Genomic DNA, 12,247 nt, shown 5'->3' with positions numbered 1-12,247 from the left:
ATAGAGGGGACGGCAGCGGGCAGATCGGCGGCCGGTGACCCGACACCCGTGCAAAGTTACTGCAAAAAGGCTTATCCAGAGCTGACGGGAGGGGTGGCTATGGTAGGGGCTCCGCTGGACACCACCAGAGCCGACAGGGGAGGTGCGGCTGCGCCCGTGGATCGTGGAGGCGTTCTGAGACGTCTCTTCTGGTCGGCTGGTGAGCCGAAATCCGTGACCGACATTGCTGACCGCTTCCACACCGCCCACACCGCGACCGCGACCACCGCGACCTTTGCCGCCGATGCGGGTGCTCAGGCGTGGACCCCTCCCACGTGGGAGGAGATCGTCAGCACGCACAGCGCGCGGGTCTACCGTCTCGCCTACCGCCTCACGGGCAACCAGCACGACGCCGAGGACCTGACGCAGGAGGTCTTCGTCCGCGTCTTCCGCTCGCTGTCCACCTACACGCCCGGCACCTTCGAGGGCTGGCTGCACCGCATCACCACGAACCTGTTCCTGGACATGGTGCGGCGCAAGCAGCGGATCCGCTTCGACGCCCTCGGCGACGACGCCGCCGAGCGGCTGCCGAGCCGTGAGCCGTCCCCCCAGCAGGTGCTGCACGACACCCACTTCGACGCGGACGTGCAGCAGGCGCTGGACACCCTCGCGCCCGAGTTCCGGGCCGCCGTGGTCCTGTGCGACATCGAGGGCCTGTCGTACGAGGAGATCGCCGCCACCCTCGGCGTGAAGCTCGGGACCGTCCGTAGCCGCATCCACCGCGGCCGCTCGCACCTGCGCAAGGCGCTCAAGCACCGGTCCCCCGAGGCCCGTGCGGAGCAGCGCGCCCTGGCGGGCGTGGCGGTGGGCGCCCCGGGCGCCGGGGGAGAGGGCGGAGCCGAGTGAGCGGAGTCAGTCCGTCCCCCGCCGAACAGCACCTGGGCGACCGGCTCGCCGCCCTGGTGGACGGGGAGCTGAAGCACGACGCGCGCGAGCGGGTGCTGGCGCACCTGGCGACCTGCGCCAAGTGCAAGGCCGAGGCCGACGCGCAGCGCCGGCTGAAGACCATGTTCGTCGAAAGCGCCCCGCCGCCACTGTCCGCGGGGCTGCTGGCGCGCCTCCAGGGACTGCCGGGCGCGGGACCCGAGGGGCCGGCGGGCCCGCCGGGGCCCTCCGGCGGACCGCCGCTGGGTGCCGGAGCGCCGGGCGCCGATCCCTTCGGGTACGCGGCCGCGGCCGCTCCGCGCGAGGGCTTCCGCATCCACGAGGTGGGCCGTCCGCGGCGCCGCTTCGCCTTCGTCGCGGCGGGAGCCGTGTCACTGGCCGCGATCGCGCTCGGCGGTCCGCTGCCGATGGACGCGGTCGAGCCGAACGCGCGGGGCGACGCTCCGGCCTCCCGGCCCGGGCCCTCTGTGCCGCTGACCGACGCGGTCGTGCGCGACCGGATGCCGAGTCCGGGCGGGGTGCCCCGCCTCGGCCCGTCCGGACCGTTCCCCACGGCGACGCCCTCCGTGCCCGCGACCGCCCTGCCGGCCTCGCTCGCCCGCTGAACGGCGCCCGAGTCCCCTCGGCGCCCGGAGTCCCGGCCCCGGCCGGGACCCCGGCGGCCGGCGGGCCCGGGCCCGTCCGCCACGCCGGTCCGCCCCGCCGGACCGGCGGCGAGGGCGCGCCGGGTCCGGGAGGCCCGCTCACCCCCGGCCTCCGACGGGGCGCGGCACCTGGTTGAATCTGCGGCAGATGCGCCGCCGTGCGGTGCGACAGGCCCGCGGGGAGCGTCCATGTCCGACAGTCAGCAGAGCGGTCCGGCCCCGGCCTGGTGGAGCCGGCCCGAAGGTCCGGCTCCGGCGTGGCCCGGGGCCCGCGCCGAGGCCCCCGCGCCCGAAGGCGCCGCACCGGAACCGGGCTACGACCCCTGGGCCGACCGGCCGCTCCAGGTGGTCGACCTCGGCCGGCCCCGCCGCTCTCCCGGGCTGCTGCGGACGGCGGTCTTCGCCGTCCTGGTCGCCCTCCTCGCCGGAGGCGTCGGCGGCTACCTCGGCATCCTCACCGAACGGCGCGCCAACACCCGCCTGGAACTCCCGCAGGCCGCGGTGGACGGCAAGGGCCGGGCGCCCGAGAGCGTGGCCGGCATCGCCGCCACCGCACTGCCCGGCGTGGTCACCCTGCACGTCAACGGCAGCGGCGGGGGTGGCACCGGCACCGGGTTCGTCCTGGACGAGCAGGGCCACATCCTGACGAACAACCACGTCGTCGCCGACGCCAAGGACATAACGGTCACGTTCAGCACCGGTGAGAGCGTCAGTGCCGAGCTGGTCGGCCGCGACGGCGGCTACGACCTGGCGGTCGTGAAGGTCACCGGCGTCCGCGGGCTGCGCCCCCTGGCGCTCGGCAATTCGCAGAACGTCCGCGTCGGCGACCCGGTGGTGGCCATCGGCGCCCCCTTCGACCTCTCCAACACGGTGACGGCGGGCATCATCAGCGCCACCGGCCGGCCCATCACCGCGGGCGGCGACAAGGGCGACGGCAGCGACATCAGCTACGTCGACGCCCTCCAGACCGACGCCCCCATCAACCCCGGCAACTCCGGCGGCCCGCTCCTGGACTCCCGCGCCCACGTCATCGGCATCAACAGCGCGATCCGCGGTGCCGACAAGGGCGCCGACGGGGCCGACCCCACCCGCCAGAGCGGCAGCATCGGCCTCGGCTTCGCCATCCCCGTCAACCAGGGCAAGCGGGTCGCCGAGGAGCTGATCCGCACCGGCCGCGCCACCCACCCCGTCATCGGCGTCACCCTGGACATGCAGTACGCGGGCGACGGCGCCCGGGTGGACTCCAAGGGCGAGGACGGCAAGCCCTCCGTGGTCGCCGACGGCCCCGGCGCGCGGGCCGGGCTCAAGGCCGGGGACGTGATCACCAAGGTGGACGGCGTACGCGTGCACGGCGGCGACGAGCTGATCATCAAGATCAGGGCGCACCGTCCGGGGGACCGCCTCACCCTGACCGCGCTGCGCGACGGCAGGGAGCGCACGCTGGAAGTGGTGCTCGGCTCGGCGAGCGGCTCCTGACCCGAATACCGCATGACGCCCGGGTGAATCCGGGAAGAGGCCCGCACCGGCGTAGGAGCGCGCAAGGAACGCCGGGTACCGTTGTCCGGGCCGGACGTGGAAAGAGCCGAGGAGCGGCAAGGTGTTCAACGACATAGGCGCACTCGAGCTGGTCACGATCGTGGTGCTGGCCATTCTCATCTTCGGCCCGGACAAGCTGCCGAAGGTGATCCAGGACGTCTCCGCGATGATCCGGAAGATCCGTTCCTTCTCCGACAGCGCCAAGCAGGACATCCGCTCCGAACTCGGACCCGACTTCAAGGACTTCGAGTTCGAGGACCTGAATCCGAAGAACTTCATCCGCAAGCAGCTCACCGAGAACGAGGACCTCAAGGAGATCCGCAGCAGCTTCGACCTCCGCAAGGAGCTGAACGACGTCACCGACGCCGTGAACAGCAAGGAGGACGGGTCCGCCGCCGCTCCCGCCGCGTCCGCCACGCCCGCCGCCGCCGCCGGTCCCGACCTGCTGAAGAAGCCCGCCGCCCCGGCCCCGGAGCAGCGCACCCCCTTCGACGCCGACGCCACCTGAGCCCCCGCCTGCCCGGTGATCCGTGGTCGGATGGCTATCCTCCATCTGTCCGGACCCAGGACGCCCGAGGGGGGCCGGCCGTTCCGGACCCCACGGAACGAGAGGCCGCCCAGATGGAGACGACGCGCAGCAGCCGGGTCGGTGCGCAACCCGCCGACGCCCCGGACGCACCCCCGCAGACCGAGCAGCAGCCCCCCGGGCAGGCCCAGGAGGCCACCGCGCCCGTCCCGGCGGCCCGCCGGGCGGCGGAGGGGTACCTGAAGGCGGACTTCCCCTGGTACGGGCTGGACGGGGCCTTCACCGGCCCCCGCTGGCTCATGCAGGTCTCCGCGGGCGCCGACGGCACCGTGGAGCACGGCTCGACCGGCCACGGCGACGAGCCGTCCGTGCGCGGCGAGATCGCGACGGGGGAGAAGGAACGCTTCGCGGTGGTGATCACGGTGGCCAGCAACCCGCTGCGTCGCAGCGGTGACGGCACCGGAGTCCTGGAGGCCACCTCGGTCGCGTCGGCCGCCTGGCTGGCCGGCTCCGGCCTGCTGGCCTACAGCTGGCCGCTGCAGATGGACCACACCCTGCGCGACGACTGGCTGGACCAGCAGACCGAGGCCGCCTGGGAGCTCGCCGACGACCTCGCGGGCAGCGACTGGTCGACGCTCTCCCTGCCGGTGGACGGCGAGCCGACGCCGTTCCACTACCGCGAGTCGGAGTTCGGCTGGGTGCTCGCCGGCTCCACCGGGAGCGGGGTCCACCTGGGCGCGTACGGGCGCGGGATGAGCGCGTACGGGCTGGGGTTCTCGGCGATCGAGGACCTGGGCGCGTACGAGTAGGCCCGTACGGCGTAGCGCGACGGGAAAGGGCACCGCCGGCCGGCGGTGCCCTTCCGTACGTCGGCCGCGGCCGACGCGCGGGTCAGAACTTGTTGCGCGGGGTGATGCCCAGGGACATGCCCGACAGGCCGCGGGCGCGGCCGCCCAGCTTGCCCGCGATGGCGCGCAGCGCCGCACCGGCCGGGGAGTCCGGGTCCGACAGGACGACCGGCTTGCCGTCGTCGCCGCCCTCGCGCAGGCGTACGTCGATCGGGATGGTGCCGAGGACCGGCACGGACGCGCCGACCGTCTTGGTCAGGCCGTCGGCGACCTTCTGGCCACCGCCGGAGCCGAAGACGTCCACCATCTCGTCGCAGTGCGGGCAGGGCAGGCCCGACATGTTCTCGACGACGCCGACGATCTTCTGGTGGGTCTGCACGGCGATCGAGCCGGCCCGCTCGGCGACCTCGGCGGCCGCCTGCTGCGGGGTGGTCACGACGAGGATCTCGGCGTTCGGCACCAGCTGGGCCACGGAGATCGCGATGTCGCCCGTACCCGGGGGCAGGTCCAGCAGGAGCACGTCCAGGTCGCCCCAGAAGACGTCCGCGAGGAACTGCTGGAGCGCGCGGTGCAGCATCGGGCCGCGCCACACCACCGGCGCGTTGCCCGGGGTGAACATGCCGATCGAGATGACCTTCACGCCGTGCGCCGACGGCGGCATGATCATGTTCTCGACCTGGGTGGGACGGCCCTCGACGCCCAGCATGCGGGGCACGCTGTGGCCGTAGATGTCCGCGTCGACCACGCCGACCTTCAGGCCGTCGGCCGCCATCGCCGCGGCGAGGTTGACCGTCACGGAGGACTTGCCGACGCCGCCCTTGCCGGACGCGACCGCGTAGACGCGGGTGAGCGAGCCGGGCTTGGCGAAGGGGACCTCGCGCTCGGCGGTGCCGCCGCGCAGCGTGGTCGCCAGGTCCTTGCGCTGCTCGTCGCTCATCACGTCGAGGGTGACGGCGACGGAGGTGACGCCCGCGACCTTCTCGACGGCCTCGGTGACGTTCTTGGTGATGGTCTCGCGCATGGGGCAGCCCGACACCGTGAGGTAGACCGTGACGGCGACCGCGCCGCCCGCGCCGATCTCCACCGATTTGACCATGCCGAGCTCGGTGATCGGCCGGTGGATCTCGGGGTCGTTCACCGTCGACAGCGCGTCCAGGATCGCGTCCTGCTCGGGCGCGGCGGCGTCGGCGGCGGAGCTTGTGTCGGTAGCCATGCACCGATGGTACGGCTCGGCAGCTCGGCTCAGGAAAGCCCGTCAGCGGTCGGCTTCGTCACTTTCGGCGGAGAACAGCCGCCGCTCCTCCATCTCCTTGATCAGGTCCTGGAACTCGGACCTGATCCAGTCGCGGGTGGCCACCTCGCCCAGGCCCATGCGCAGCGCCGCGATCTCCCGCGTCAGGTACTCGGTGTCCGCGATGGAGCGCTCGTTCTGCTTGCGGTCCTGCTCCAGGTTGACGCGGTCGCGGTCGTCCTGACGGTTCTGCGCGAGCAGGATCAGCGGCGCGGCGTAGGAGGCCTGGAGGGACAGCATCAGGGTCAGGAAGATGAAGGGGTACTGGTCGAAGCGCAGGTGGTCGGGGGCGAAGATGTTCCACAGCACCCACACCACGATGACCAGGGTCATCCAGACGATGAACCGGCCCGTGCCGAGGAAGCGCGCGACCTTCTCCGACAGCCGGCCGAAGGCCTCCGGATCGTACTCGGGCAGCAGTCTGCGGCGGGCCGGGCGCGGCTGGTCCAGCCGTACGCGGGACCGGGCGAGCGCGCCCGACGCCGTGCCGGAGCCGGCCTTCGCCCGGTCGGCGGAACGTTCCGGCCGGTCGTTGCGCAACCGCTCCGCCGCTTCCTCCAGCCGGTCCGAGAGGCCCTCCCGGGCATGCTCGCGCCGCTCCCGGCGCCGTTCGCGCGCCGCGTCCCCGCGGCCCCGCTCAGTGGCCACTCACGGCCTCCTCGGAATGGAAGTCCGTCTCCCGCCAGTCGTCCGGCAGCAGGTGGTCGAGCACGTCGTCGACGGTGACCGCGCCCAGCAGCGATCCGCTCTCGTCGACGACCGGCGCCGCGACCATGTTGTAGGCGGCCAGGTAGCTGGTCACCGCGGGCAGCGAGGCGTCCGGCCGCAGCGGTGGCAGGTCGGTGTCCACGATCGAGCTGACCAGGGTGAACGGCGGGTCCCGCAGCAGCCGCTGGAAGTGCACCGTGCCCAGGTACTTGCCCGTCGGCGTCTCGTCCGGCGGACGGCACACGTACACCTGCGCCGCCAGTGCCGGGGACAGGTCCGACTTGCGCACCCGGGCCAGCGCGTCGGCGACCGTGGCGTCGGGGCGCAGCACGATCGGCTCGGTGGTCATCAGACCGCCCGCGGTGTTCTCCTCGTACGACAGCAGGCGCCGCACGTCGGCGGCGTCGTCGGGCTGCATCAGGGTCAGCAGCCGTTCCTTCTCCTCCTCCGGCAGCTCCGAGAGCAGGTCGGCCGCGTCGTCCGGGTCCATCGCCTCCAGGACGTCGGCGGCGCGCTCCTCCTTCAGCTTGCCGAGGATCTCCACCTGGTCGTCCTCGGGGAGCTCCTCCAGCACGTCCGCGAGCCGGTCGTCGTCGAGGGCGTTGGCCACCTCGGCGCGCCGCTTGGGCGTCAGGTGGTGCAGGACGTTGGCGAGGTCGGCCGGACGCATCGTCTCGAAGGTGGCGACCAGGTTCTCGGCGCCCTGCCCGTGCTCCTCCAGCGAGAAGCCGGTCACCGCCGACCACTCGACGGTCAGGGTCTCGCCCCGGCGGCGCAGCGCGCCCCCCTTGCCCTTGCGCACGAAGATCCGGTCGATCTCCCAGTCGCGGCGGGCCGGGAGCTGCTGGATGGCCACGTCCAGGACGGTGGCCTCCTCGCCCGTGCTCACGAGCGTCACCCGGCGGTCCAGCAGCTCGCCGAGGACCAGCCGCTCGGTCGGGCGCTGCTCGAAGCGCCGCATGTTGACGACGCCGGTGGTGATGACCTGTCCGGACTCCACGCCCGTCACCCGGGTCATCGGCAGGAAGATCCGGCGCCGGCTGACGACCTCGACCACCAGGCCCAGCAGCCGGGGCGGGCGGCCGCCCACGCGCAGCATCGCGACGAGGTCGCGGACGCGGCCGACCTGGTCGCCGTTGGGGTCGAAGACGGGCACACCCGACAGATGCGAGACGAAGATCCGCGGGGCGCCTGCAGCCATCCGAGCGCCTCCTAGAGCGTCCATCACCAGTCCTGCCGTGCCTCAGGCTAGCCCGTGCCGCGGGAAAGCGTCCTGGTGGGGCCGTCCGCCCGGGGGTCCCTCGGGAGCCGGTCCGGCGGCGGGTACGCTGCCTGCTGCCCGCAGACGTCCGACGAGAGGCACCTGCCCGTGACCGCCTACACCCCTGCCGCACGGCTGCGCCGGGCCGCCTTCATCGGTGTCCTGTGCGCGGGCCTCACCGTGACCGCGACGGGCTGCGGGGGCAGTGCGGAGGATCCCGACAAGGGCACGAACGGGGTCGGCAAGCTCGGCGCGGACAAGATCGAGGACCAGGCGAAGGCGGCCGCGACGGCGGCGGACTCGGTCCACCTGTCCGGCACCCTGGTCACCGGCGGCAAGACCTTCACCCTCGACATGCGCCTGAAGGCGGACGGCGGGTCCGGCGAGGTGAAGTCCCAGAGCGACACCTTCCAGCTGCTGCGGGTCGGCGAACAGCTGTACCTGAAGGCCAGCGCGGCCTTCTGGGGGAAGTCGGACTCGGCGGGCAAGCTCGGCGACAAGTACGTCAAGGTGCCCGAAAACGACCCCTCGTACAAGCAGTTCCGCGGGTTCACCGACATGCACGTCCTGCTGGACGGGCTGCTCGGGCTCCAGGGCAAGCTGACCAAGGGCACCTACACCACCGTCGGGCACGTGCGCGCGGTGCCCGTCACGGCCGACGCGGGCAAGAGCGGCAAGCTGACCGTGTCCCTGGAGGGGACCCCGTACCCGCTGCTGATGGAACGCGCGGGCGGCGCGGGCCGGGTGGAGCTCTCCGAATGGGGCAAGCCCTTCCCGCTCCAGCCGCCCGCGCAGGACCAGACCGTGGACTACGGCTCCCAGCTGCCGACCACCATCAAGGACGGCAAGGGCACCGGTACGGGCTCTCCGGCCCCCTCGAAGGGCACGGGCTCCGGCTCCGGTGCCGGCCAGGGCGCCGACCCGGGCAGCGGCTGAGGCCGTCCGGCCCCAGGGGCTGTCGTCACAGTCGTGTCTGCCCCGCGACGCCCGGCACGCACTCTCGCCGCACCGGGCGAAATCCCGAGTACGTCCAGTACGAGGGCTTCCGCCCGGCACGCCGAGAGCACGCACCGGACGCCGCGGGGCCGCCCTCCGGGCTACGACACGACTGTGACGACAGCCCCTAGCCCTTGGCCCGCTTGCGCTTCAGCAGCAGCTTCGGCAGACCCGCCGGAGCGGGCCTGCGGGTGGTCGCGGGGGAGGGCAGCGGAGCCGCGGCCAGCGAACCGCCGGGCAGCTCACCGGCCACCGCGACGGGCTCCAGGCGCAGCAGCCGGCACTCGCGGGCCCAGCGCTCCGTCATCCGCTCCGAGTCGGGCGCGTTCAGCCGCTTGCCCTTGAGCTCGGCGACGGCGGCCTCCCAGGAGGCGCTGCCCGGTACGAGCTCGCGCACGGCCGCCGTCCAGGCGACGAGCCGGCCGCCCTTGTCCTTGCTGCGCACGGTCACCTCGGCGGCGGTGCCGTCGGCCAGACCGGGGAACGGCTGCTCACCGGGCCCGTCCCCGAGCACGTGCGCCGCGCCGTCCACCCAGGCGTGCCACAGGGCCCGGTCGGCGCCTTCGCCCCGGACCCAGATCAGGCCGGACTTCTTGGAGGCCTCCTCGACGAGGGCCAGATCGAGCGTGCTGAGAGTCATGCGGACAGGTTAGGGGCTCCGCCCCCCGCCGCTACAGCCACCCGTTGCGCCGGAGCGTCCGGTGGATGACGAAGCAGCTGCCGACGATGGCGGCCATCACCGTCGGATAGCCGTAGCGCCAGTGCAGCTCGGGCATGTGCTCGAAGTTCATCCCGTACACCCCGCAGATCATCGTCGGCACGGCGATGATCGCCGCCCAGGAGGTGATCTTGCGCATGTCCTCGTTCTGGGCGACGGAGGCCTGGGCCAGGTTGGCCTGGAGGATCGAGTTCAGCAGCTCGTCGAAGCCGACGACCTGCTCGTGCACCCGCGCCAGGTGGTCGGCGACGTCGCGGAAGTACTTCTGGATGTCCGGGTCGACCAGCCGCATGGGCCGCTCGCTGAGCAGCTCCATCGGCCGCAGCAGCGGGGCGACCGCCCGCTTGAACTCCAGCACCTCGCGCTTGAGCTGGTAGATCCGGCCCGCGTCGCCGCCCCGGCCGGCGCCCTTGGCGGGCGCGGCGAACACGGCGCTCTCCACTTCGTCGATGTCGTCCTGCACGGCGGCGGCCACCGCGATGTAGCCGTCGACGACGTGGTCGGCGATCGAGTGCAGGACCGAGGACGGGCCGCGCGAGAGCAGCTCGGGGTCCTCCTGGAGGCGGTGGCGCAGGTTCCGCAGGGACCCCTGGCCGCCGTGCCGGACGGTGATGACGAAGTCGGGGCCGGTGAAGCACATCACCTCGCCGGTCTCCACGACCTCGCTGGTCGCGGTGAGTTCGACGTGCTCGACGTAGTGGATCGTCTTGAAGACGGTGAACAGCGTGTCGTCGTAGCGCTCCAGCTTGGGCCGCTGGTGGGCGTGCACCGCGTCCTCCACGGCGAGCGGGTGCAGCCCGAACTCGGCGGCGATCCCCGCGAACTCCGCCTCCGTCGGCTCGTGCAGGCCGATCCAGGCGAAGCCGCCGCCCTCGCGCACCCGGCGCATCGCCTCACGCGGGGTCAGACACCCGCGGCCCGGGTCCCGGGCGTCGCGCCGGCCGTCGCGGTACACGGCGCAGTCGACGACCGCGCTGCTCGCCGACGGGTCACGGGTGGCGTCGTAGCCGGGCTGTACGGGCGTGGAACGGCGCAGGGCCGGGCGGACGGCGGCACGGAGGTAGGGCAGCATCGACATGGCAGGCTCCTTCGCACGCACGGCTGCGGACCGTACGGGTGGGAGGCCCTCCGGGAGCGCGGGCGGGCGGGCCCGGGCGGCGGGGGGAAAAGGACGGGAGGACGAAGTTCTGCCGTCGCTCTTCTGCTGATCGGAGGATCAAAGGGGGCGCGGGACGCCCTGCACAGAAGCGGAAGAGCGATCGGTACTGCACGATCGACTTCGATCCATTGCAGCCCCACCTCCTCCGGCCGGTCCCCCGTGGGGGACGTCCTGTCGCCGGAGCACTGAACCAACGCTTCTGCGTGTCGCCCCGACCAGCTGTCAACACTATCAGCCGACGGATGGTCAAGACCCGCCCTTTACCCGGCTGATACGAGTTCTATGCTCACTTCATGGCAGAAATTCTGGCCCTCGTCGAAGCCCGGCTGCGCAGCGCGTTCGGTGAACCCGACGCGCGTGCCGCCGTCACCTTCCTGGGCACCGACCGCATCGAGGTACTCCGTTTCGCCGAGGGCGACCTCGTCCGGTACGCGACCCTCGGCATGTCCGCACACCCCATGACCGACCCGACCGCCGTCGTCGCCGACCCGGTGCGCGGCCCGCGCGCCGAACTGGTGCTCACCGTACGGTCGGGCCTGGCGCCGACCGACAAGCTGCTGCGGCCGCTCGCGGTGCTGGCCGCCTCCCCGATGGTGGAGGGGCTCGTCGTGGCCCCCGGCGCCTCGCTCGACGTGGGCGAACCGCTCTGGGAGGGGGCGCCGTTCGGCTCGGTGCTCGTGGCCGAGCCCGGCGGCCTCGTCGAGGACCTGGAACTGGACGATCCGATGGACCCGGTCCGCTTCCTCCCCCTGCTGCCCATGACGGCGAACGAGGCCGCCTGGAAGCGGGTGCACGGCGCGGCGGCCCTCCAGGAACGCTGGCTCGCGCGCGGCACCGATCTGCGGGACCCTCTGCGTACGGCCGTCGCACTGGACTGAGCGGCGCGCCCGCGGGTACGGATGGCATCCGGACGGGTGATCGTGTCTTGACGGGGCGCCGGGCGGGGAGGAGCGTGCTTCCTATGAGGGGCGAACCGAGTTGCCCGAAGTGCGGTGGCCGGGTCCGAGCGCCCGGTCTTTTCGCCGACTCCTGGCAGTGCGCGGTGCACGGCGCCGTCCAGCCGCTGCAGCCGGTCCTCCCGCCCAGCGTCGAGGGCCTGAGCGTGGTCGTGAACCGGGCCCGGGTGCCCGTGTGGATGCCGTGGCCCCTGCCGGTGGGGTGGCTGTTCACCGGGGTCGCCTCCGCCGGGGACGACCGCAGCGGGGGCCGCGCCACCGCCGTGGCCTGCTCGGGCCCCGGACCCCTGGGCGGCCTCGGCGAGCTCCTGCTGGTCGCCGAGGAACTCGGCGTCGGCCTCGGCTCCCGCTTCGCGGGCGTCGACGCCCCCGACCCGGGCTCCTGCATCGACGTCTCCGCCCCGCCGCACGCCAAGGTCGTCGCGGCGGGCCGGCCGACCCCGCTGTGGCACGTCGGCGGGGCGCCGGACGACCGGGCCGTGTTCGCGGGCGAGGCGCGCGGGCTGTGGCTGTGGGCCATCGTCTGGCCGGAGCAGTCCGGGCTCCTGATGTACGACGAACTCGTCCTCACCGACCTGCGCGACGCGGGCTCCGAGGTCGAACTCCTGCCCTGCGGCGCCCTGACCCCCCGCATCCTCTTCTAGGCCGGAGCGCGGGGCCGGGGGCGGGCGGGGCGCGGG

General features: G+C 73.1%; 13 protein-coding genes. 8 read left to right on the top strand and 5 right to left on the bottom strand.

The window, feature by feature from the left end; all coding sequences use genetic code 11:
* The first annotated feature begins 99 nt into the window (after positions 1-99).
* The 5 genes from sigE to ACGFXC_RS26145 all read left to right on the top strand — a co-directional run bounded on the left by sigE (position 100) and on the right by ACGFXC_RS26145 (position 4,439).
* Positions 100-885, top strand: coding sequence for an RNA polymerase sigma factor SigE (gene sigE, locus ACGFXC_RS26165; protein ID WP_351826126.1), 786 nt, complete (start codon positions 100-102; stop codon positions 883-885).
* Positions 882-1,529 (top strand): zf-HC2 domain-containing protein, encoded by a 648-nt coding sequence (locus ACGFXC_RS26160; protein WP_393716646.1) that lies wholly within the window; start codon positions 882-884, stop codon positions 1,527-1,529. The genes sigE and ACGFXC_RS26160 overlap by 4 nt, the downstream gene beginning before the upstream one ends.
* A 228-nt stretch (positions 1,530-1,757) precedes the next feature.
* Complete coding sequence (locus tag ACGFXC_RS26155) at positions 1,758-3,044, top strand: S1C family serine protease (protein ID WP_393716644.1); 1,287 nt, start codon at positions 1,758-1,760, stop codon at positions 3,042-3,044.
* A gap of 121 nt (positions 3,045-3,165) precedes the next feature.
* Complete coding sequence (locus tag ACGFXC_RS26150) at positions 3,166-3,612, top strand: sec-independent translocase (RefSeq protein WP_393716642.1); 447 nt, start codon at positions 3,166-3,168, stop codon at positions 3,610-3,612.
* A 113-nt stretch (positions 3,613-3,725) separates the two neighbouring features.
* Positions 3,726-4,439 (top strand): hypothetical protein, encoded by a 714-nt coding sequence (locus ACGFXC_RS26145; RefSeq protein WP_393716640.1) that lies wholly within the window; start codon positions 3,726-3,728, stop codon positions 4,437-4,439.
* 82 nt (positions 4,440-4,521) lie between these two features.
* On the opposite strand, the gene ACGFXC_RS26140 is transcribed toward ACGFXC_RS26145, so the two are convergent.
* From ACGFXC_RS26140 to ACGFXC_RS26130, 3 genes are all read right to left on the bottom strand, one after another.
* On the bottom strand, positions 4,522-5,691 hold the full coding sequence (locus ACGFXC_RS26140; protein WP_393716638.1) for an Mrp/NBP35 family ATP-binding protein: 1,170 nt from the start codon (positions 5,689-5,691) through the stop codon (positions 4,522-4,524).
* 42 nt (positions 5,692-5,733) lie between these two features.
* Positions 5,734-6,330 (bottom strand): DUF1003 domain-containing protein, encoded by a 597-nt coding sequence (locus ACGFXC_RS26135; RefSeq protein WP_393716756.1) that lies wholly within the window; start codon positions 6,328-6,330, stop codon positions 5,734-5,736.
* Between the two features lie 76 nt (positions 6,331-6,406).
* Positions 6,407-7,678, bottom strand: coding sequence for a magnesium transporter MgtE N-terminal domain-containing protein (locus tag ACGFXC_RS26130; RefSeq protein WP_351826130.1), 1,272 nt, complete (start codon positions 7,676-7,678; stop codon positions 6,407-6,409).
* Between the two features lie 168 nt (positions 7,679-7,846).
* Between ACGFXC_RS26130 and ACGFXC_RS26125 the strand changes: the two genes are divergently transcribed.
* Positions 7,847-8,674 carry a hypothetical protein gene (locus tag ACGFXC_RS26125; RefSeq protein WP_393716636.1) on the top strand — a complete coding sequence of 276 codons (828 nt, stop codon included), beginning with the start codon at positions 7,847-7,849 and terminating at the stop codon, positions 8,672-8,674.
* A gap of 187 nt (positions 8,675-8,861) precedes the next feature.
* On the opposite strand, the gene ACGFXC_RS26120 is transcribed toward ACGFXC_RS26125, so the two are convergent.
* Positions 8,862-9,374 carry a hypothetical protein gene (locus ACGFXC_RS26120; RefSeq protein WP_393716634.1) on the bottom strand — a complete coding sequence of 171 codons (513 nt, stop codon included), beginning with the start codon at positions 9,372-9,374 and terminating at the stop codon, positions 8,862-8,864.
* A 31-nt stretch (positions 9,375-9,405) separates the two neighbouring features.
* The gene (locus ACGFXC_RS26115; RefSeq protein WP_393716632.1) at positions 9,406-10,530 is read right to left on the bottom strand and encodes a magnesium and cobalt transport protein CorA; all 1,125 of its coding nucleotides are present in this window, start codon (positions 10,528-10,530) and stop codon (positions 9,406-9,408) included.
* 374 nt (positions 10,531-10,904) lie between these two features.
* Here ACGFXC_RS26115 and ACGFXC_RS26110 point away from each other — a divergent pair, with 374 nt between their 5' ends.
* Together ACGFXC_RS26110 and ACGFXC_RS26105 are read left to right on the top strand one after the other, a co-directional pair.
* Complete coding sequence (locus tag ACGFXC_RS26110; RefSeq protein ID WP_393716630.1) at positions 10,905-11,489, top strand: suppressor of fused domain protein; 585 nt, start codon at positions 10,905-10,907, stop codon at positions 11,487-11,489.
* An 83-nt stretch (positions 11,490-11,572) separates the two neighbouring features.
* Positions 11,573-12,211, top strand: a complete 639-nt coding sequence (locus ACGFXC_RS26105; RefSeq protein ID WP_393716628.1) for a DUF6758 family protein — start codon at positions 11,573-11,575, stop codon at positions 12,209-12,211.
* Positions 12,212-12,247 lie beyond the last annotated feature (36 nt).

The sequence above is a fragment of the Streptomyces sp. NPDC048507 genome, assembly GCF_043199995.1.
GTDB lineage: Bacteria > Actinomycetota > Actinomycetes > Streptomycetales > Streptomycetaceae > Streptomyces.
Note: the sequence above shows the minus strand (reverse complement) of the source record. Positions and strands in the feature narration are given on the sequence as shown.

Excerpts from the sequence above, each read along its gene's own strand:
- ACGFXC_RS26130 (WP_351826130.1), bottom strand. The coding sequence starts at position 7,678 with ATGGCTGCAGGCGCCCCGCGGATCTTCGTCTCGCATCTGTCGGGTGTG.
- ACGFXC_RS26110 (WP_393716630.1), top strand. The coding sequence starts at position 10,905 with ATGGCAGAAATTCTGGCCCTCGTCGAAGCCCGGCTGCGCAGCGCGTTC.
- ACGFXC_RS26120 (WP_393716634.1), bottom strand. The coding sequence starts at position 9,374 with ATGACTCTCAGCACGCTCGATCTGGCCCTCGTCGAGGAGGCCTCCAAG.
- ACGFXC_RS26105 (WP_393716628.1), top strand. The coding sequence starts at position 11,573 with ATGAGGGGCGAACCGAGTTGCCCGAAGTGCGGTGGCCGGGTCCGAGCG.
- ACGFXC_RS26155 (WP_393716644.1), top strand. The coding sequence starts at position 1,758 with ATGTCCGACAGTCAGCAGAGCGGTCCGGCCCCGGCCTGGTGGAGCCGG.
- ACGFXC_RS26145 (WP_393716640.1), top strand. The coding sequence starts at position 3,726 with ATGGAGACGACGCGCAGCAGCCGGGTCGGTGCGCAACCCGCCGACGCC.
- sigE (WP_351826126.1), top strand. The coding sequence starts at position 100 with ATGGTAGGGGCTCCGCTGGACACCACCAGAGCCGACAGGGGAGGTGCG.
- ACGFXC_RS26140 (WP_393716638.1), bottom strand. The coding sequence starts at position 5,691 with ATGGCTACCGACACAAGCTCCGCCGCCGACGCCGCCGCGCCCGAGCAG.
- ACGFXC_RS26115 (WP_393716632.1), bottom strand. The coding sequence starts at position 10,530 with ATGTCGATGCTGCCCTACCTCCGTGCCGCCGTCCGCCCGGCCCTGCGC.